The sequence below is a fragment of the Enterobacter sp. JH25 genome, from assembly GCF_021725435.1.
Taxonomy (GTDB): domain Bacteria; phylum Pseudomonadota; class Gammaproteobacteria; order Enterobacterales; family Enterobacteriaceae; genus Enterobacter; species Enterobacter intestinihominis.
Genome location: NZ_CP091319.1, coordinates 2,134,665 through 2,154,658, shown reverse-complemented (window position 1 = coordinate 2,154,658; position 19,994 = coordinate 2,134,665). Strand labels below are relative to the sequence as shown.

Annotated in this window: 14 protein-coding genes and 1 pseudogene; 9 read left to right on the top strand and 6 right to left on the bottom strand. The window is 55.9% G+C overall.

The window, feature by feature from the left end:
• Nucleotides 1-51 precede the first annotated feature (51 nt).
• A complete protein-coding gene (locus L2Y28_RS10485; RefSeq protein WP_223861947.1) occupies nt 52-1,365 on the bottom strand; it encodes a TolC family outer membrane protein in 1,314 nt (437 codons plus the stop codon).
• 756 nt (nt 1,366-2,121) lie between these two features.
• Here L2Y28_RS10485 and L2Y28_RS10480 point away from each other — a divergent pair.
• Both L2Y28_RS10480 and L2Y28_RS10475 read left to right on the top strand, forming a co-directional pair.
• Entirely contained in the window at nt 2,122-2,865 is a 744-nt protein-coding gene (locus L2Y28_RS10480; protein WP_022648061.1) for a DeoR/GlpR family DNA-binding transcription regulator, read from the top strand.
• A 13-nt stretch (nt 2,866-2,878) separates the two neighbouring features.
• Nucleotides 2,879-3,946 (top strand): oxidoreductase, encoded by a 1,068-nt coding sequence (locus L2Y28_RS10475; protein WP_236919590.1) that lies wholly within the window; start codon nt 2,879-2,881, stop codon nt 3,944-3,946.
• Between the two features lie 42 nt (nt 3,947-3,988).
• Here the strand turns inward: L2Y28_RS10475 and cybB are convergent, their stop codons facing one another.
• The 3 genes from cybB to L2Y28_RS10460 all read right to left on the bottom strand — a co-directional run bounded on the left by cybB (nt 3,989) and on the right by L2Y28_RS10460 (nt 7,371).
• The gene (cybB, locus tag L2Y28_RS10470; protein ID WP_022648059.1) at nt 3,989-4,519 is read right to left on the bottom strand and encodes a cytochrome b561; all 531 of its coding nucleotides are present in this window, start codon (nt 4,517-4,519) and stop codon (nt 3,989-3,991) included.
• A 418-nt stretch (nt 4,520-4,937) separates the two neighbouring features.
• Nucleotides 4,938-6,377 carry an aldehyde dehydrogenase gene (gene aldA, locus L2Y28_RS10465; protein ID WP_022648058.1) on the bottom strand — a complete coding sequence of 480 codons (1,440 nt, stop codon included), beginning with the start codon at nt 6,375-6,377 and terminating at the stop codon, nt 4,938-4,940.
• 199 nt (nt 6,378-6,576) lie between these two features.
• Nucleotides 6,577-7,371, bottom strand: coding sequence for a YdcF family protein (locus L2Y28_RS10460; RefSeq protein ID WP_022648057.1), 795 nt, complete (start codon nt 7,369-7,371; stop codon nt 6,577-6,579).
• Between the two features lie 391 nt (nt 7,372-7,762).
• Between L2Y28_RS10460 and L2Y28_RS10455 the strand changes: the two genes are divergently transcribed.
• The 5 genes and pseudogenes from L2Y28_RS10455 to L2Y28_RS10435 form a co-directional block, all read left to right on the top strand.
• Nucleotides 7,763-9,082, top strand: coding sequence for an MFS transporter (locus L2Y28_RS10455; RefSeq protein ID WP_022648056.1), 1,320 nt, complete (start codon nt 7,763-7,765; stop codon nt 9,080-9,082).
• Between the two features lie 158 nt (nt 9,083-9,240).
• On the top strand, nt 9,241-10,893 hold the full coding sequence (locus tag L2Y28_RS10450) for an MFS transporter (RefSeq protein ID WP_022648055.1): 1,653 nt from the start codon (nt 9,241-9,243) through the stop codon (nt 10,891-10,893).
• Between the two features lie 22 nt (nt 10,894-10,915).
• Entirely contained in the window at nt 10,916-11,998 is a 1,083-nt protein-coding gene (locus tag L2Y28_RS10445) for an HlyD family secretion protein (RefSeq protein ID WP_022648054.1), read from the top strand.
• Nucleotides 11,995-13,374 (top strand): efflux transporter outer membrane subunit, encoded by a 1,380-nt coding sequence (locus L2Y28_RS10440; RefSeq protein ID WP_022648053.1) that lies wholly within the window; start codon nt 11,995-11,997, stop codon nt 13,372-13,374. The genes L2Y28_RS10445 and L2Y28_RS10440 overlap by 4 nt, the downstream gene beginning before the upstream one ends.
• A 61-nt stretch (nt 13,375-13,435) precedes the next feature.
• Nucleotides 13,436-13,876, top strand: a pseudogene (locus L2Y28_RS10435) (O-methyltransferase); the annotation flags it as partial.
• Nucleotides 13,877-13,959: 83 nt separating this feature from the next.
• Here the strand turns inward: L2Y28_RS10435 and hrpA are convergent.
• Complete coding sequence (gene hrpA, locus L2Y28_RS10430) at nt 13,960-17,862, bottom strand: ATP-dependent RNA helicase HrpA (RefSeq protein WP_022648051.1); 3,903 nt, start codon at nt 17,860-17,862, stop codon at nt 13,960-13,962.
• Between the two features lie 203 nt (nt 17,863-18,065).
• Here hrpA and azoR point away from each other — a divergent pair, with 203 nt between their 5' ends.
• Together azoR and L2Y28_RS10420 are read left to right on the top strand one after the other, a co-directional pair.
• A complete protein-coding gene (gene azoR / locus L2Y28_RS10425) occupies nt 18,066-18,671 on the top strand; it encodes an FMN-dependent NADH-azoreductase (RefSeq protein ID WP_022648050.1) in 606 nt (201 codons plus the stop codon).
• Nucleotides 18,672-18,760: 89 nt separating this feature from the next.
• Complete coding sequence (locus L2Y28_RS10420; RefSeq protein ID WP_022648049.1) at nt 18,761-19,447, top strand: RluA family pseudouridine synthase; 687 nt, start codon at nt 18,761-18,763, stop codon at nt 19,445-19,447.
• A gap of 7 nt (nt 19,448-19,454) precedes the next feature.
• Here L2Y28_RS10420 and L2Y28_RS10415 read toward each other — a convergent pair whose 3' ends face one another.
• Entirely contained in the window at nt 19,455-19,994 is a 540-nt protein-coding gene (locus tag L2Y28_RS10415; RefSeq protein WP_022648048.1) for a DUF2058 domain-containing protein, read from the bottom strand.

The following is a 19,994-nucleotide window of genomic DNA, read 5'->3' as shown; positions in this document are numbered from 1 at the left end:
AAAACCACCCATTATTGTCTGACTTATTTCGCGCAGAAAGGCGCGCCTTTTTTAACTCAAATCAGGTAATTTCGCGGCAGCGTTTTTCTCTATTCCGATAAGCGGCATGAGATTATCCACCGCGGAGGCGTAATTAATCGCCGCGCTCCAGCCATCGTATTCAGCCATTATTTTCGCTGAGGTGGCAGACCAGACATCCTGCTCCACGCTGAGCAGATCGTTAATGCTGCGCTTGCTCAGGGTATATTCATTTTTGTAGACGTCGCGGGCGCGCAACGCATTTTCCAGCTGACGTTTTCCGGCCTCCATACGTCCTTGCGCCCCGGTCCAGTCGGCCTGTGCGACGGAGGCTTTTTGCAGGACATCAAAACGGGCCTGATCGACCTGAGACGATGCCATTGCCCTTGCGCCCTCGGCCTGACGGACGCGCGCCGAGACCGCGCCGCCCTGATAAAGCGGTGCATCAATATTGAGCTGGATCTGATCATCCCAGTACGCGCGATTATCAGACTCGTACCGGGTGCGGCCCCCTTTCAGGCTTAAGGTTGGCCAGTGCTGAGACTTCGCGGTTTCTACGCCGTACTGGGCTGAACGCTCCATGTTCTGCGCGGCCATCACCGTTGGGATCAGTGAATAATCAATTCGATTGAGAGAATCCGACTCCACGGCCAGACCTCCCGGAACCGGTGAATAGCGTTCAGCCTGTATGCCAGTTAATACCGCCAGCCGCGCGCGGGCGCTGTTCAGTGACGCATTGTACTGCTCTACCGTCGCCTGCATTCCGGCAATACGAGTGCGGGTCTGAAGCTCATCAGAGGTGGAGCTTACGCCTGCATCGGCGCGGAGTTTTGCCAGTTGCTCAACGTTTTTAAGCGCCTGCACGTTCTCTGTTGCCGCCTGTAGCAGATCGCTGTAGCGTTTCACTTCCACATAGCTGAGGGCCGTTTTTTCCGCGACGGCAGACATCGTGCTCATCAGCTGGTAGCGATAGCTGTCACGCTGAGCTGAAGACTGGCTGATGCTGTTATTGGTCTTGCCAAAATCGTACACAAGCTGCGTCAGGCTCAGCCCCCAGGCTGCGGAATTTCGCAACGAGCCGCTCGAATCGGTGGTCTGGCTGTGACCCGTACTCCCGTTCAGGGCTATTTGTGGCATCCAGCCACTACGCGCTTCGTCTATTTGTGCCTGGCCAATCCCCAGCTGTGCAGCCTGCTGACTCACCGACGGGTCGCGGTCAAGAGCGAAAAGAATACTTTCTTTCATCGTCATTGCCGCAACGGGAGATATCCCTACCAGACCGTTAGTTGCATGAGCCGCAGTCACCACCAGTGAAATTAAGGTCAGGGAAGCAGATAATCTGAGCATCCTGTTATTGCATTTCATCTTTATAATCCCCCCGGACTTCAGGTGATGGCTAAATAATTACCAGGAAGAGGTACAAATAATTCACCCTATTTTCCCCACTCCTGTTTGATAAATTCCGCCAATAGTCGCCCACACCCATTTCAATTGAGATGAGAGCCGTACAATCTCTTTTTTTCTTTTAAGAATTTACTTAAATATTTATTGATTCGCAGCATAACAAAATGTGATATGAGCGACCACATCCGTAATGTTAATGTGGTGTTACAAATAAGAAAAAAGATGGGGTTTCTGGACAAATGGCTATTAGATGCGTTTACGCTGAAACATATAAACCCTCTGTAATTTAAGGAAAATTCTGAAAGACCTTGATGTACATTTTTGCGTTTATTTCATCTCGAATCAGACACAAAGATTTTCAAAGAACTGTCAATTTAAGTCATTCGCTGATTAATATTAAATTATTTTACTTTAAAAAGAATATCTAATAGATATAAGCACCAATTTATATTTATAATCTGGTTTTATATTCTTATTCGAACTCCTTATTCGGTAGCTTTAACCAAATTTCTATGTAAAACATAGCGTTAACATCAGGTCTAAACGATACATACATGTTTTTGATGACTGATTAATGCTAATTCAATATTCACCTTATTAAACTGTTTTTGGACAACATCCCCCTCCTGTTACGATTCCCTTTCCTGTAAAATGCTGTAAACTGCATAGTATTGCGACATTTTGCAGGATACTGCACCCATGCATAAAACCGCCAGACAGAAATATGTACTTGAAATTATTACTGAACAAGGCCAGGCCAGCATCACTGAGCTGGCAGAAAAGTTGCAGGTTTCGGCGGATACCATCCGTCGCGATCTGACCGATCTGGAAAAACAGGGACTGGCGCAAAAAAACCATGGCGGCGCCATCGCGCTGAATCTCTCGACGATGAACCGAGTTAGCAGGAATACCTTACTGCCTGAAATCAAGCAGCGGCTGGGTAAACAGGTTGCGCAGTGCGTACCTGCGGGCTCGACGCTTTTTCTGGACGCCGGAAGCACACTTCTGGCCGTTGCCTCTTTCCTGCAGGGACCGCTCACCATAATCACCCCTTCTCTTGATATCGCCCAGCAGGTTAGCGATCGGGAAGATATCGATCTGATCCTGCTTGGTGGAAAGTGGGATCAGAAACAGCGCCTGTTTGCCGGAAGCGCCACCCTTTCGCTGCTCTCTCGCTACCGGGCGGATATCGCCATCCTTGGCGCATGCGCCATTCATGCCGAGCTCGGATTGAGCGCCAGTCAGGAGGCGGATGCCGAGGTGAAGCGTGCCATGCTGGCCGCAAGCCAGGCGCACTGGGTAGTCGCCGATCATCTGAAACTCAACCAGTGCGAACCTTATCTGGTTTCAGGGTTATCCCAGATTCATCAACTGTTTTTAGATCGTCCCTGGGCAGAGCTCGGGGACCATAGCGCCGTGCAGGTTACCGTTTGCGCGCATTAACGTGGAGAAGGTCATGAATAAAGTGAAGACAATGAATATTGCGCTGATCGGGTATGGTTTTGTGGGTAAGACGTTTCATGCCCCGCTGATCCAGTCCGTCGACGGCCTGAAGCTGGCGGTGGTCCCATCCCGGGATGAAGAAAAGGTCAAACGCGATCTGCCGGACATCCTCGTTGTTGCCACCCCTGAAGAGGCTATTCAGCACCCGGATATCGACCTGGTGGTTATCGCCTCCCCTAACGCGACCCATGCGCCGCTGGCCACCCTGGCGCTCAACGCCGGCAAGCACGTAGTGGTGGATAAGCCATTTACGCTGGATATGCAGGAAGCGCGAGATCTGATTGCGCTTGCGCAAGAAAAACAGCGCCTGCTCTCTGTCTTCCATAACCGCCGCTGGGACAGCGATTTTCTCGGCATTAAGCAGGTGATTGAGCAAGGCAGTATCGGCAAGGTAAAACACTTTGAATCGCATATCGATCGTTTCCGCCCGGAGGTTCGCGTGCGCTGGAGAGAGCAAAATGTTCCCGGCAGTGGCCTGTGGTTCGACTTAGGCCCGCACATGATTGACCAGACGCTACAGCTTTTTGGTCTGCCGCTGTCGGTACAGGGCAACATCGCCACCCTGCGTGACGGTGCGGAAATTAACGACTGGGCGCACGTGGTGCTGAACTATCCTGAACACAAAGTGGTCCTCCATTGCAGCATGCTGGTGGCAGGCGGCGTTGCCCGCTTTACCGTCCACGGCGATAAGGCCAGCGTGGTGAAAGCGCGCATCGATCAGCAGGAAGCCCAGCTTCTGGCAGGCGTCATTCCGGGTAGCGAAAGCTGGGGTGAGGACAGCGACGCTATGGTGCTGTTTAATGCCCAGGGTGAAGCCAGCGCTATCCCTGCGCCAAAAGGCGACCAGCGGCAGTACTATATAAACGTGCGCGATGCCCTGAACGGCAAGATTGACAATCCGGTCCATCCGGTGGAAGCCCTGGCGGTGATGGCGGTGCTGGAAGCGGCGGTAAAATCTTCAGAAACGGGTACAACTCAGGAACTGGACTTAACGGCGCAGGAGCGCGCGCAACTGCAATAAGCCGCAAAAAAAATGCCCTGCGGGTTGGCAGGGCATTATCGGTCACTGACGCTTTTTCGGCATCATGCGCAGCAGCGTATTGTCTTTCCAGAAATAGTGATGCATCAGCGCGGCAAAGGCGTGCAAACCAATCACAAAATACCCCAGATTCGCCAGCGTTACGTGCCACGCTTTTAGCGTATCCACCAGGTCAAAATTCCCCTCCGCCGCATGCGGCATCGTCAGGCCAAACGCAAACCAGTCATTTCCCCGGTTATACATCATCACCATGCCGATCAGCGGCAGCGCAATAAACAGCAGGTAGATAACCAGATGCCCCAGATGGGACAGCCCGGTGATCATCGCTTTTGGTTTCGGTTGAATGGGCGGAGCCGGGAATTTCAGGCGGATAAACAGGCGCGCCACCATCAGCACCAGGATGCTGATCCCGCAGGAAACGTGGATCATATTAATAAGCGGACGATCGGTTCGCGGGAACCAACCTCTGAATTCCATGGCGCAATAGGCCATAATCACTAACAGAAAAACCAGCCAGTGAATGCTGATTTGCAGACCCGTATATTTTGTGCGCATGTTGTTTCCCGATAAATAACAGTTATCGCGCCAACATAACCACCTTTCCTGAAAATGTGAACCCCCTTTTACGGAGGGCCGAGTATTCCCAGTTATTTGAAATCAGAAGCATTAACGTGCCTTCAGAATAACGGAGGGATTACAGGGATGTTACCTCCGCCCGTCCCCGATAAGCCGGAAGGAATAAGCTGAAGGGACCGCGAAGCGGCGATTTACCGCCGGGAGCCCGGGTCGCCAGGGTGGTGGCGACTGAGCCACCCTGGCACGTTCACCGGTCATTTTGTTACAGAGTAGCAAGGAACCTAAAGTGAACGGAATGACCACCAGAGCCCTATGTTCCCCTCACCCTAACCCTCTCCCCAAAGGGGCGAGGGAACTGCTCCGTGCACACATTATCTCGCATGGAGGGGGCTCCTGATTACGACTGCAAATAGACTACCTGCGTCTGCAAATACTCATTCAGTCCGTGTTTGCCATCCGCCCCGCCGATCCCGGATTTCCGCCAGCCCGCATGGAAGCCCTGCATCGCTTCAAAGTTTTCACGGTTAATGTAGGTCTCGCCGAACTTAAGCCCTTTAATGGCTTTCATGGCGACATTCAGATCCTGCGTATATACAGACGAGGTTAAACCGTAGTCGCTGTCGTTGGCCATTTTCAGGGCCTCTTCCAGGGTGTCGAAAGCCACTACCGGCAGTACCGGGCCAAAGGTCTCTTCGTGCATGATGGCCATGTCCTGATGTACGTCCAGCAGCAGCGTTGGGGGATAAAAATACCCTTTGCCCTCTGCCGCTTTACCGCCAAGGACCACTTTAGCCCCTTCCTGCACCGCGCGCGCCACCTTCTGCTCCACACGCTCCAGCGCGGCGGCGTTGATCAGCGGCCCCATGCCGATATCCGTTCGCTCAGCCGGATTGCCAAACTGGACGGCTTTCATTGCCTCGCCCAGACGATTCACAAAGCGGTCGTAGATCCCCTTCTGAACATAGACACGTTCCGCGCAGTTACACACCTGTCCGGTATTGATGACGCGTGAATCCACAATGGCCTTCACGGCCAGCTCGAGGTCGGCATCGTCCATCACGATGGCCGGGGCTTTACCACCCAGCTCCAGCCCCACTTTGGTGATGTTTTTCGCAGCCGCAGCCATGATCTTTTCACCCGCCCCGACGCTGCCGGTCATGCTGACCATCGCCACTTTCGGGTTCCCGGCCAGCTCCTGTCCGACGGTTTCACCGCGGCCCAGCACCAGGTTGAAGACGCCTTTCGGCAGGCCAATCTCGTCGACGATTTTGGCAAACGCAATGGCGTTGTTTGGGGTAAATTCGCTCGGTTTGATAACGATGGTGTTGCCGGTGATTAGCGCAGGAGCGAGCTTACGGGCAATCAGGAAGAAGGGAAAGTTCCACGGCAGAATGCCGGTGGTGACGCCAAGGGCGCGCTTAAACACCAGAATATTCTCGCCCGGACGGTCGCTCTGAATGATTTCCCCTTCATAACGGCGCGCCCACTCGGCCATATAGTCGATATAGTCAGCTGTAAAGTTAACTTCCACTTCCGCCAGCTGCTGGATCTTGCCCCCTTCGGCCACAATCAGCGCGCTGATTTCGCTGACGCGCTCGCGGATCCCGGCGGAAATTTTGCGTAGCCAGCTGGCGCGTTCAATGGCAGGCAGCGCCTCCCAGCCAGCCTGCGCGCGCTCTGCCGCGTCAATGGCCTTGCGGGCGTCCTCGGCGGTGCCGTCGGGAATACGGGAAATGACCTCTTCCGTGGCCGGATTGATCACGTCAATCCAGGCATCACCCTGCCAGGCAACAAACTGTCCATCAATATACATAGGATGTTGTACGGGTACTGTCATAACCTGCTCCTGTAATCACACTGTTTTTAACAAGTAAACTTAATGTTAAAAACTATAATTACCGGGGCAATTGCCTACTCTATGAGTCTGTTTTTGTGAGATATCTCATAAAAGAAACGGGTCAGCCCGTTTCAAAAATCACAAATCGGCAACAAAGGCTGCCCGTTTGCGTAAAAGATGGCGCAAACGGGCAAGAGCATTACAGCAGAGAACGGCTCACCAGCGCGTCGGTGAGAATGACGTCGTTTCGCAGGATCTGCCACGCGGCGTCCACGTCGGCAGGGATATCGACATGGGCAATGAAATCACGTCCCGCCGGACCGTAGCCGTTGATGTCGTCCCTGAGTCGCGGAAATTCACCCAGCACCAGCGACAGGTAACGTTCTACCGGCCATAACCCCTCGACCGGGCCGCTGAACGCCAGACCGTCGTCACTGTTTTGCAGCACGGGCGTCAGGCCGGGATGACTCATCCATGCGGGCGATGCAGCCTCGTCGCGGCAAACGCGGGCAAACGTAGCCATTGTGCGACGCTGCATCGTCGGGTCCTGCACTACCAGCACCCGGGCGGCGTTCAGTCCGGACTGTTTCATCAACGCCCGGCTGAAGCGGGCGTTTTCGCCACAGTTGGTCGACTGATCCTCAACGTGAAGATGCTCAGCCGGAATGTTCCAGAATTCACGGGCGATGTCGGCCAGAATAGCCGCCTCTGCCCGCCCGGTGGTGGGTATCCTGTTATAGCGGGGGTGCTTAGCAATCGCGGCGTAGAGGAAGGTCGTCGAGTGACCGATCCCGCCGCTGATGATCAGAGGAACCCCCTGTTCAGCCGCGATTTTACAGGCAGCATCAATCGCGGGGATCACCGCGTTACCCGCCAGAATCACCAGATCAACGGGCTGGTTGTCCTGATAGTCGTCCTGAGCAAGCCACGCCCCAACGGTATTCACGGCGTCGAGGGTTGTGCCAGGCAGACAGGGGAAAAGTGCCATTGTCATCGTTACCTCCTTACAGCATTAATCTTTAGAGTACTTCACACAACGGGGTTGAAAAGGAGATCACTCTGAAAGCCGAGGTGCTCATTACGCTGCATATTTGTCATTTTGATGAAATAACCAGAAACATCCAAAAACAATTGGGTTGCACCCTGAGTTTGTGCTTTTGATTATCTGCCCTTCAACACATCCTGCCACAACAGCGTGCTGAAAAAGCACCAGTTGCTGCTTAATCCATCGTGATCTGACCCGTTTTAGTTCTGGCTGACTTGCCAAACGTAACATCCAACCCTAAGTTGCTTAACAATTTCACAACCATTACACACCGACAGGTTGCACCTGAAGCGCGCCAGGTAACACCTCTATTATCATCCACGTGGCGGAGTTTTGAGTCATGACACAACATGAGAGCACGGCAACGGTATTACGGAAAAACAAAAAGGTATTAATTGCCAGTCTTACGGGAAGTTCTATTGAATGGTTTGATTATTTTCTCTATGGCACCGCTGCCGCGCTGGTGTTTAACAAGATTTTCTTTCCGATGGTCGACCCGGTAATCGGGCTGATCCTCTCCTATCTCTCCTTCTCGTTGACCTTTTTTATTCGCCCCATTGGCGGCGTTCTCTTTGCACATATCGGGGATCGTATCGGTCGCAAAAAAACGCTTGTCCTCACCCTTTCATTGATGGGAGGTGCAACCGTGATGATTGGCCTGCTGCCCACCTACGACATGATCGGGATGTGTGCGCCCGCGTTGCTGATCCTGATGCGTATTATTCAGGGGATGGGTATCGGCGGTGAATGGGGTGGCGCGCTACTGCTGGCTTACGAGTATGCGCCAGAAAAACGCAAAGGCTTCTTCGGCAGTATTCCGCAGGCGGGCGTTACCATCGGCATGTTGATGGCGACATTTATCGTCTCGCTAATGACGCTGTTCAGCGAAGAGGATTTTCTCTCCTGGGGCTGGCGCATTCCGTTCCTGCTCAGTTCCGTGCTGGTAATATTGGGGCTTTGGATCCGGAAAGATATTGACGAAACGCCTGATTTCCAGAAAGTGAAAAAATCCGGCCAGGTTGCGAAAGCTCCGCTGCGCGACACCATAAAACACCACTGGCGTGAAGTGCTAATTGCCGCCGGGCTTAAGGTTGTTGAGACAGCACCGTTCTATATTTTCTCCACGTTTGTGGTGAGCTACGCCACTACCACCCTGACCTATCAGAAATCCCAGGCGCTGGAGGCAGTAACTCTTGGCGCACTGGTCGCCACTATCATGATCCCGCTGATGGGGCTGCTCTCCGACAGGGTTGGCCGCCAGCGTATGTACGCCGTCAGTGTCTTCGTGCTCGGCCTGTTTATCGTGCCCTGGTTTATGCTGCTGAATACCGGTACCACCTGGGGAATTGTGCTCGCGACCGTTATCGCTTTTGGCGTACTGTGGGCACCGGTGACGGCAGTTCTCGGCACGCTCTGCTCTGAAATTTTCAGTGCCAACGTTCGCTACACCGGTATCACGCTGGGTTATCAACTTGGGGCCGCGCTGGCGGGCGGAACGGCACCGCTAATCGCTACCGGACTGCTGGCGAAATACGACGGCGACTGGGTACCCGTGGCCTGGTATCTGGGCGTGACGGTCGCTATCTCCCTCATTGCAATTTTTTGTGCCAGCCGCATCAACCGTGAACGCCACCTTCAGGCGCAGCCGGAACAGCGATAATATTATTGCGGCTCCGTTCGCGAGCCGCACTTTTTCTTCATCATTCCCTCTACATTTGATTAACATACAATATTCGTATTCACTTGAATTATGATTTGCGTCAGCCGTAGAATCATTAGCCCGCTCACAATTCAACATTTTTAAAGGTAAACCCCGTTATGCGCCTGCCCCAACGCGATCCTTATGCTCCTCGCGAGTGGCAGCCACACGAGAAACCCGCTCTGCTGGGTTCCCCTTCCACCCCGGAACATCCAACGTCGAAACGGATCGCCTATGGCGTGGTCGGCCTGCTGGTGTGTCTGACCGGGGCGCTGGGTAACGCGGTCGTCACCGCCAATCTGCAAAATCTGCAAGGCACCTTCGGCGCCTGGTCGACTGAAATCGCCTGGCTGCCTGCCGTCTATGTCATGACCAACGTCTCCATCAACCTGCTGCTGGTAAAGTTTCGCCAGCAGTACGGTTTGCGCGCGTTTACGGAAGGCTTCCTGGTGCTGTATGTGCTGGTCACCTTTTTCCACCTGTTTGTGAACGATCTCAGCTCGGCGCTGATGGTACGGGCGGCACACGGGATGGTCGCCGCCGCGCTCAGCTCGCTCGGCATTTATTACCAGATACAGGCCTGGCCCGCGAAGCACCGACTCAAGGCGCTGACCATCGGCATTACCGGTTCGTCGCTGGCGATACCGCTGGCGCGGCTGTTCTCCACCGAGCTGTTGCAGCTTGATGAGTGGCGTGGGCTGTACTTCTTCGAGCTGGGTTTGGCCCTGATCTCACTGGCCTGCGTGATGGTGCTGAAACTGCCCCCGGGCGATCGACGCAAAGTTTTCGAGAAGAAAGATTTCATCACCTTCTTTTTGCTTGCGCCCGGTATGGCGCTGTTGTGCGCGGTTCTGTCGCTAGGGCGTCTGGAATGGTGGTTTGAAACACCGTGGATCGGCTGGGCGTTGGCTCTCTCGCTGGTGCTAATTGTCTGTGCAATCGTTTTTGAACATAACCGCAGCAACCCGCTGCTCAATACCCGCTGGCTGTCCAGCGGCAGCATCGTACGCCTGGGTTTGATTATGCTGCTGATCCGCATCGTACTGGCGGAACAGAACACCGGCGTCATCGGCTGGCTGCAATATGCGGGCCTACAGAATGAACAGATGACCCATCTGGCGTGGTCTATTTTCGCCGGAATCGTCTGCGGTATCGTCACCAGCTGTCTGACGATCAAACCCACTAAGCTGGCCTGGCCGATTATCACCTCGCTGGCGCTGATGATTGTTGCTTCGCTGCTGGACAGCCAGTCCAACAACCTGACCCGGCCGGATCAGCTGATGTTCAGCCAGTTCCTGCTTGGTTTCGGCAGCGCTTTCTTCCTCGCCCCTGCGATGCTGGCCGCCATTGGCGGGGTGATCGCCGATCCACGCAATCTGGTCAGCTTTTCCGTAATGTTTGGCATGAGTCAGAACCTTGGTGGCCTGCTGGGTTCTGCAATCCTTGGTACCTTCCAGACCTGGCGCGAGAAGTACCATTCCAGCCTGCTGGCTGACCAGCTCACCACCCTCAACCCGCTGGTGAACGAACGCATTCAGCTTTACACCCAGATGTATAAAAGCCTGGTTGGCGACAGTTCCCTGTTGGGAACCCAGGCCATTATTCAGCTTCAGACGGTGACGACGCTTGAGGCAAACATTCTGGCTTACAACGATACTTATCTCCTGACGGCGAGCATTGCCACAGCCACGCTGGTCTGGATTTTATGGCGCTTGCTGCGCCTGCGCATCACCGCCCGTATGGCCCTTAAGAACGCCACTGGCAATAAGTAATGACTATTTTTCAGGAGAAGTTATGAGTCAGCAGGATGCCGCCAAAGAGCAGGCCAACACCCGCAAAAATGTACGCGTCGTTTCCATTTTCACCGCCGCGGCTATCGGCATTGTCGGGGTGCTGGTGATCCTTTATGCCTGGCAGTTGCCCCCGTTCACGCGTCATACCCAGTTTACTGATAACGCCTACGTGCGCGGCCAGACCACGTTCATCAGTCCGCAAGTCAACGGCTACATTACTGAGGTCCATGTTCAGGATTTTGTGCAGGTTAAAAAAGGCGACCTGCTGTTGCAGATTGATGACCGGATCTATCGCCAGCGCGTCCATCAGGCCGAGGCGCAGCTGGCAATGAAAATTGCTGCGCTGAACAACAACCTGCAACAGCGTAAAAGCGCGGAAGCGGTGATTGCCAAAAACGAAGCGGCACTGAAAAACGCCCGTGCCCAAAGTCTGAAAACCCAGGCGGATCTGAAACGCGTGAAGGATCTGACCGCAGACGGCTCCCTGTCCATTCGCGAGCGCGATGCGGCGCTGGCCAGTGCCGCCCAGGGGAGCGCCGATATCGACCAGGCGAAAGCAACGCTTGAGATGTCGCGCCAGGATCTACAAACGGTTATCGTCAATCGCGCTTCGCTGGAAGCGGACGTTCAAAATGCGAAAGCCGCGCTGGAGCTTGCGCAGATCGATCTGCAAAACACCCGCATTGTCGCGCCGCGTGACGGTCAGCTCGGGCAAATTGCGGTGCGTCTTGGAGCGTACGTCACCGCCGGGACGCACCTTACCACGCTGGTCCCGCCGCAGCACTGGGTGATCGCCAATATCAAAGAGACGCAGCTGGCGAATTTACGCGTCGGACAGCCAGTGAAATTCACCGTCGATGCCTTAAACGATAAAGCCTATCAGGGCCGCGTGGAGAGCATATCCCCGGCCACAGGCGTCGAGTTCAGCGCTATCACCCCGGATAACGCCACGGGCAACTTTGTTAAAATCGCCCAGCGCATCCCGGTACGCATTGAGGTACTCGGTGAGCCGGAGGCGTACCGGCTGCTGCGCCCTGGCATGTCGGTGCAGGTCACCATCGACACGCGGGAGGCGAAACAATGACGCTTCGCCCGATAGCCGGCCTGCTGATGATGGCTATCCTTGCGGGTTGCCAGTCGGTTGACGTTGAGCCCGCCACATCGTCCCTGCACATCCCGGCCCAGTGGCGCGCGACGTCGGGGCCAACCAGCCCGACAGAACAGCTCTGGTGGCGCAATTTCCACGACAGCAATCTGAACCGCTATGTGGATCAGGCGCTGAAGAACAACAGCGACGTGCTGATTGCCCGCGAGCGGATTAACGAGTATCAGGCCCGGGTGTACGCTGCCGACGGCAGCCTGTTCCCGTCGCTTGACGCGGGCGTGACCGGGACGCGCGCGCGCTCGCAGTCCGCCGCAACAGGCCTTCCGGTATACGGTACGTTGTACAAAGGCAGCCTGACCGCCAGCTACGACGTGGATATCTGGGGGGTAAACCGCAGCACCTCCCGTGCCGCCGAAGCGTCGCTGGAGGCACAAAAGGCGGCGGCCGCGGCGGCAGATCTCACGGTCGCATCGTCGGTGGCCTCCGGGTACGTCACTCTCCTGTCGCTGGATGAACAGCTTCGCGTTACCCAGTCCACGCTGAAATCGCGTGAAGAGGCGTTCAATCTTGCTAAACGACAGTTTGAGACGGGATACAGCTCTCGCCTTGAGCTGATGCAATCGGATTCTGAGCTGCGCGCCACCCGCGCTCAGGTTCCACTGCTTCAGCACCAGATTGCGCAGCAGGAGAATGCGCTCAGCCTGCTGCTGGGCAGCAACCCGGGTGACGTTGTGCGCGGTGAAAGCTTTGATGCCCTGATGCCGCTGAAACTGCCCTCCCAGTTGCCGTCGACGTTACTGAACCGGCGTCCGGATATCGTCCAGGCTGAACGTCAGCTGATTGCGGCGGACGCGACGCTGGCGGCATCGCGTGCCAGCCTGCTGCCGTCGATCAACCTCACGGCCACAGGATCGGTGCAGGATCGCACGCTGTCGGGATTGCTGGATAACCCCCTCCAGCTCTGGAGCGTGGGCGGCAGTATTCTTGCGCCGCTGCTGAACCGACAGGCGCTGAATGCACAGGTGGATATCTCCCAGTCTCAGCGTAATCAGGCGTTGTACAGCTACGAAAAAACCGTACGTAATGCGTTTGCCGAGGTGAATGACAGCCTTGATGCCATCACCCGTTATCAGGAACAGCTTAACGAGCTGCTGGCTCAGCAGGCGGTCGCGCAGGAGACGCTGCGGATAGCGCAAAACCGCTACCGCAACGGGTACTCTTCTTATCTGGATGTGCTCGATGCACAGCGCACGCTGTTCTCGGTGCAGACCAGCGTGGTACAGGTGAAAAACAACCTGCTGCTGGCGCAAATTGATTTGTATAAAGCGCTGGGCGGCGGTTGGGTCAGTGCGTGAAAACATGCCGGGTGGCGGCTACGCCTTACCCGGCCTACATTTCGCCTCTGGCGATACCCCCATGGCGCGCGCCCTGCCGCCGGACGGAAAGTTGATTACGCTAGAAGCGGACCCGACACATGCCGCAGTTGCACGACAAAATATTCATCTTGCGGGACTCGGCGATCGCATAGAACTGATTGCAGGCCCGGCGCTAAAGTCGCTCGAGAATTTCGGTGACGTCCCGCCCTTTGACCTGATCTTTATTGATGCCGATAAGCCAAACAATCCCGGCTACCTGGAGTGGGCGCTGCACTACTCTCGTCCCGGCACGGTAATAATCGGCGATAACGTGGTGCGCGACGGCGAGGTGGTTAACGGGCAAAGCGACGATGCACGCGTGCATGGGGTACGGAAGTTTATCGAGATGACTGGAGATAACCCACGCTTAACCGCCACCGCGCTGCAAACGGTGGGCGTTAAGGGGTGGGATGGGTTTACGCTAGCGATGGTGGAACGATAAAAAAGCCGGGTGGCGGCTACGCCTTACCCGGCCTGCATGTTCTCCCGTAGGCCCGGTAAGCGCAGCGCCACCGGGCAATGGTTTTAGCCGGAGATCTGCTCCATCGCCTGCAAGATACGCTTATCCGAAATGGGATACGGCGTACCGAGCTGCTGGGCGAAGAAGCTGACGCGCAGCTCCTCGATCATCCAGCGGATCTCCCGCACATCGTCATCATCGCGACGCGCTGGCGGCAGTTTGTTGAGCCACTGCTGCCACGCCTGCTGCACGTTTTCGACTTTCAGCATCTGCGCTCGATCGCGATGCGGATCGACCGCCATTTTCTCCAGACGCTTCTCAATCGCCTGCAAATAACGCAGCGTATCACCCAGACGCTTAAAGCCGTTGCCGGTGACAAAGCCGCGATACACCAGCCCCGCCATCTGCGCCTTCACGTCCGACAGACCCAGGGCCATGGTCATATCCACCCGCCCCTTCAGGCGCTTGTTGATATTGAACACGGCGGTGAGGATCTGCTCGACCTGTTTCGCAATCTCTACCACGGTATCGTTCAGCTCCGCGCGCACCTTTTCATGAAGCTGAGCAAAGCCCTCTTCCGTCCAGACCGGACCGCCCGCCTCGTGGATCAGTTTGTCCACACCGCAGGAGATGCAGTCGTCGATCAGATCCAGCACCTTACCGTACGGGTTAAAGTAGAGCCCCAGCTTGGCTTTGTTCGGCAGCTTCTCGTGCAGATACTTAATCGGCGACGGGATGTTAAGCAGCAGCAGGCGACGCAGCCCGCGCCACATCATCTGCTGTTGCTCCTGCGGATTGTCAAAGAGCTTAATCGCCACGCTGTCGCGCTCATCTACCAGCGCGGGCCAGGCTTTCACCTTGTAGTTCCCGCGCTTCTGCTCATAGCTTTCCGGAAGCTGACCAAAGCTCCAGATGTGCAGCCCGCTCTGCTCAATACCGTCATCGGCCACCGCAGAGAGCGTCTCCTGGACTTTACCTTTCAGCGCTTCTTTCAGCTCCGTCAGAGAACGGCCTTCGAGCAGCTTTTTGTTTTTATCGTCCACTACGCGGAATGTGATTTTCAGGTGATCGGGCACCTGATCCCAGTTCCAGTCGTCGCGGTCAATGGTGGTCCCGGTCATGCGTCGGAACTCACGCTCCAGTGCGTCCAGCAGCGACAGTTCCAGCGGCGTGACGCGGCCTAAAAACGCTTCGGCGTAGTTCGGCGCCGGTACAAAGTTGCGCCGCACTGGTTTAGGCAGGGATTTGATTAATGCAATGACAAGCTCGCGGCGCAGGCCGGGAATTTGCCACTCAAACCCGCTCTCATCCACCTGGTTTAACAGCGGCAGCGGAATGTGCACCGTCACGCCATCGGCGTCCGCGCCCGGCTCAAACTGATAGGTCAGACGCAGCTTCAGGTTGCCCTGATGCCAGAAGTTCGGGTAGTCGAGTTTGCTGACCGACTCCGCGCCCTCTTTGATCAGCATGCTCTTTTCAAAGTTGAGCAGGTCCGGGGTCTCTTTGCTGGCTTTCTTCCACCAGCTGTCGAAATGGCGCGCCGAGATCACATCGTGGCTGATGCGCTGGTCGTAAAACTCAAACAGCGTCTCGTTGTCCACTAGAATGTCGCGGCGGCGGGACTTGTGCTCAAGCTCTTCCACCTCGGCGCGCAGCTTGAGGTTTTCGCGGAAGAACGCATGGCGCGTCTGCCAGTCGCCTTCCACCAGCGCATGGCGGATAAACAGCTCGCGACTCAGCGCCGGGTCAATCTGGCTGTAGTTAACCTTACGCGCTGCAACCACCGGCAGGCCGTAAACGGTGACTTTTTCCGTCGCCATCACCGCGCCCTGCCCGCGCTCCCAGTGCGGCTCACTGTACGAGCGTTTCAGCAGGTGCTGCGCCACCGGCTCAACCCACTCTGGATCGATACGCGCGGCGATACGCCCCCACAGACGGCTGGTTTCCACCAGCTCGGCGACCATGGTCCACTTCGGCGGCTTCTTGAACAAACCGGAGCCCGGGAAGATGGAGAAACGCGCGTTGCGTGCGCCGGTAAATTCCTGTTTATCCGCATCCTTCATCCCGATATGAGACAGCATGCCGGTCAACAGGGCAATATGAATTTCGCGGTACTCCGCCGGTTCACTGTTCACCGGGATGCCCAGCTCTTTCACCACCTGGCGCAGTTGGGTGTAGATATCCTGCCACTCGCGCACGCGCAGGTAGTTGAGGAAATCCACCCGGCACTGACGGCGGAACTGATTCGAAGAGAGCGCTTTTTGCTGCTCGCCGAGGTAGTTCCACAGGTTGACGAATGCGAGGAAATCGGACTCTTTATCGTGGAAGCGACGGTGTTTTTCATCCGACGCCTGCTGTTTGTCCATCGGACGCTCGCGCGGATCCTGAATGGAGAGCGCCGAGGTGATGATCATCGCCTCGCGCACGCAGCCGTGTTTTTGCGCCTCCAGCACCATGCGCGCCAGCCGCGGGTCGACCGGCAGCTGGCTAAGCTGGCGGCCCAACGGCGTTAGCTTGTAGGCCGTCGCCTGCTCGTCGGTAGTAATGGCCCCCAGCTCTTCCAGCAGCCGCACCCCATCCTGAATATTGCGCTTATCCGGCGCTTCCACAAACGGGAAGGCGGCGATATCGCCCAGCCCCAGCGCGGTCATTTGCAGGATAACGGATGCCAGGTTGGTTCGCAGGATCTCCGGATCGGTAAACTCCGGGCGCGACAGGAAATCGTCTTCCGAATAGAGACGAATACAGATCCCTTCCGACACGCGGCCGCAACGGCCCTTACGCTGATTAGCTGACGCCTGCGAAACCGGCTCGATCGGCAGACGCTGAACTTTGGTTCTGTAGCTGTAGCGGCTGATGCGCGCCGTACCCGGGTCGATCACGTATTTAATGCCCGGTACGGTCAGCGAGGTTTCGGCCACGTTGGTCGCCAGCACGATGCGGCGCCCGCTGTGCGGCTGGAACACGCGGTTCTGCTCGCTGTTGGACAGGCGCGCGTACAGCGGCAGGATCTCGGTATGGCGCAGATCGCGCTTGCTGAGCGCATCGGCGGTATCGCGGATCTCACGCTCGCCGCTCATGAAGATCAGAATGTCGCCAGAACTCTCGTTGCCCAGCTCGTCGACGGCATCGAAGATGGCCTGAAGCTGGTCGCGCTCGGTATCGTCCGCCTTTTCAACAATCGGGCGATAGCGCACTTCAACCGGGTAGGTTCGGCCTGAGACTTCAATGATCGGCGCATTATTGAAATGTTTTGAGAAGCGCTCCGGGTCGATGGTCGCGGAGGTGATGATGATTTTCAGATCCGGACGCCGGGGCAGCAGCTCTTTCAGGTAGCCGAGCAGGAAGTCGATGTTCAGGCTGCGCTCGTGCGCTTCATCGATGATGATAGTGTCGTACTGCATCAGCAGACGATCCTGCTGGATTTCCGCCAGCAGGATACCGTCGGTCATCAGCTTAACCATGGTGTTATCGCTGACGTGGTCGCTGAATCGCACCTTGTAGCCGATGCAGCCGCCCGGCTCCGTTTGCAGCTCGTCGGCAATACGGTTCGCCACGGTGCGCGCCGCCAGACGACGCGGCTGGGTGTGACCGATCAACCCTTTCACCCCGCGGCCTAATTCCATGCAGATCTTCGGCAGCTGAGTGGTTTTACCTGAACCGGTTTCCCCCGCGACGATCACCACCTGGTGGTCGCGCACGGCCTCAAGAATGTCCTGTTTTTTCTGGCTGACGGGCAGGTTTTCCGGATAGGTAATCTCCGGGCGTGCGGCTTCACGCAGCACAACTTTCCCTGCCGCCTGTTCAATCTCTTTGGCCATCTCCTGGTAGATGGCCTGTTGTGCATCAGGATTTTTAACCTTCTTAACGCCGTGCAGACGGCGCGCAAACCGCTGTTTATCGCGCAGCATCAGCGAATCAAGCTGTTGCATCAGCATCGGGAAGGATAATTTCTGTTGTTCTGTCATAGCGTTAACGGGCAGTGCACTGCCGGATAAAATCTCTTTTTAATGATTGCTATAGAGTACCACATCAGCGCTTTTCGCGCCTTATTCAAAAAATTCGAACATAGGCTTCGATATATTGCGCTATCCCTGTGGCAGGATTGTGAATAAAGTGTCAACAAGCAACGGGGCACCCCCCTCAATCAAATACAAAACAGGAAATTCCCATGAGCAAAGTATTAGTGTTGAAATCCAGTATTCTGGCAGGGTATTCACAGTCTGGTCAGCTGGCTGACTATTTCGTTGAACAGTGGCGTGAACAGCACAGCGCGGATGAAATCACCGTGCGTGACCTGGCGGCAAACCCGATTCCTGTGCTGGACGGCGAGCTGGTTGGCGCGCTGCGTCCGAGCGATGCGCCTCTCACCCCACGTCAGCAGGAAGCCCTGGCGCTCTCCGACGAGCTGATTGCTGAGTTGCAGGCCCACGACGTTATCGTGATCAACGCCCCAATGTATAACTTCAACATTCCTACGCAGCTGAAGAACTACTTCGACCTGGTGGCGCGCGCTGGCGTAACCTTCCGTTACACCGAGAACGGCCCGGAAGGTCTGGTGAAAGGTAAACGCGCTATCGTCCTGACCAGCCGCGGCGGTATTCACAAAGATACCCCTACCGATCTGGTCGCACCGTACATGACGTTGTTCCTGGGCTTCATCGGCATTACCGACGTGAACTTCGTGTTCGCTGAAGGTATCGCTTACGGCCCGGAAGTGGCCACCAAAGCGCAGACCGACGCGAAAGCCGCTATCGACAGCCTGGTCGCAGCCTAAATTTTCCCCCTCTCACCGCCCGGTGGGAGGGTTTTTCTTTCCCCCGTATTTCGTTATCATCCGCACCCACTCTCCAGCCCGGCGGCCTGATGTCTGTCATAATCGATACGTTTATTGCACCCCCCTGTCACGACGACATTGAGATCCTCTGGCAGGACGAGCATCTGCTGCTGATCAACAAACCCTCTGGTCTGCTCAGCCTGTCCGGGAAAAATCCGCAAAACCGCGATTCCGTCCACCACCGTCTGGTGCAAACCTTTCCCGGCTGCACGCTGGTGCATCGTCTTGATTTTGGCACTTCGGGCCTGATGGTGATTGCACGTAACAAAGCGATTAACGCCGCGCTTTGCCACCAGTTCAGCCAGCGCGCCGTGACCAAGGTTTACACCGCCCTGTTGTGCGGACATGTGGAACAGGACGAAGGGACCGTGGATGCCCCGATTGCCAAAGATCCGGCGCTGTTTCCGCTGATGACGATCTGTGCGCGCACTGGTAAGCCCGCTCGCTCGCGCTATCGGGTGGTGGAACGTATTTACCAGGATACGATAATGCCGTTGACGCGGGTTGAGCTTACCCCGGAGACCGGGCGCACCCACCAGCTGCGCATTCACTGCCAGCAGTTAGGCCACCCTATTTTGGGGTGCGATCTGTATGGGGGTCTGGAATGGCCGGGGGCGGAAGAAACGCCCCGGCTGATGCTGCATGCAAGCGTTCTGAGTTTTATTCATCCGCTGAGCGGCGAGACCATGAATGCCCGTCACGCCGCGCCATTCTGAACGAGGTTTACCACATTAAATCGTCAGGGATTTTGAAGTCTGCGTACGGATCGTCTTCGTCCTGCTCTTCCTGACTCAGCGCGCTGTTTAGCACAATGCTGTCCGCATCGCGCTGGGCAATTTTATCCGCCACCACCGCCGGGATAATCGCGTAATCACAGTCGCCATTCGCGTTAATCACCAGTCGGGCAATCGCCAGACGACCGTTGATCAGCTGGGTTTGCGTCTGCTTATCGACGTCGATTTTTTTGATCAGGCTGCCATCGGTAAAGTTAAAGGTAATGTTGCCCTTCGCCACGGTGATGCGGTTCATCTCAATCAGCTGCTTCACCTGCGCCCTGAACTCTTTTGCCAGCACCGCCTGTTTTTGCTGTTCGCTCAGCTGCTTATCACGCTCCAGCTGGGCTTTCTTGTTCTCTTCAACAGCCTCTCTCGCCTCGCGAGCCTGGACGCGGGATTTTTTCGCCGTGCGCTGAACCTTCGCCATCTTTTTACTGCTGACTAAGCCCGCTTTCAGCATCTGCTCTTGTAGGGTGAGTTTTGTCAT

Bases quoted from the DNA above. Each gene is read 5' to 3' on its own strand.
- cybB (WP_022648059.1), bottom strand. From the start codon at position 4,519: ATGCGCACAAAATATACGGGTCTGCAAATCAGCATTCACTGGCTGGTT.
- L2Y28_RS10475 (WP_236919590.1), top strand. From the start codon at position 2,879: ATGAATAAAGTGAAGACAATGAATATTGCGCTGATCGGGTATGGTTTT.
- L2Y28_RS10450 (WP_022648055.1), top strand. From the start codon at position 9,241: ATGCGCCTGCCCCAACGCGATCCTTATGCTCCTCGCGAGTGGCAGCCA.
- L2Y28_RS10445 (WP_022648054.1), top strand. From the start codon at position 10,916: ATGAGTCAGCAGGATGCCGCCAAAGAGCAGGCCAACACCCGCAAAAAT.
- L2Y28_RS10480 (WP_022648061.1), top strand. From the start codon at position 2,122: ATGCATAAAACCGCCAGACAGAAATATGTACTTGAAATTATTACTGAA.
- L2Y28_RS10415 (WP_022648048.1), bottom strand. From the start codon at position 19,994: ATGACAAAACTCACCCTACAAGAGCAGATGCTGAAAGCGGGCTTAGTC.
- L2Y28_RS10440 (WP_022648053.1), top strand. From the start codon at position 11,995: ATGACGCTTCGCCCGATAGCCGGCCTGCTGATGATGGCTATCCTTGCG.
- L2Y28_RS10420 (WP_022648049.1), top strand. From the start codon at position 18,761: ATGTCTGTCATAATCGATACGTTTATTGCACCCCCCTGTCACGACGAC.
- hrpA (WP_022648051.1), bottom strand. From the start codon at position 17,862: ATGACAGAACAACAGAAATTATCCTTCCCGATGCTGATGCAACAGCTT.
- L2Y28_RS10455 (WP_022648056.1), top strand. From the start codon at position 7,763: ATGACACAACATGAGAGCACGGCAACGGTATTACGGAAAAACAAAAAG.
- L2Y28_RS10485 (WP_223861947.1), bottom strand. From the start codon at position 1,365: ATGCTCAGATTATCTGCTTCCCTGACCTTAATTTCACTGGTGGTGACT.
- aldA (WP_022648058.1), bottom strand. From the start codon at position 6,377: ATGACAGTACCCGTACAACATCCTATGTATATTGATGGACAGTTTGTT.
- L2Y28_RS10460 (WP_022648057.1), bottom strand. From the start codon at position 7,371: ATGACAATGGCACTTTTCCCCTGTCTGCCTGGCACAACCCTCGACGCC.
- azoR (WP_022648050.1), top strand. From the start codon at position 18,066: ATGAGCAAAGTATTAGTGTTGAAATCCAGTATTCTGGCAGGGTATTCA.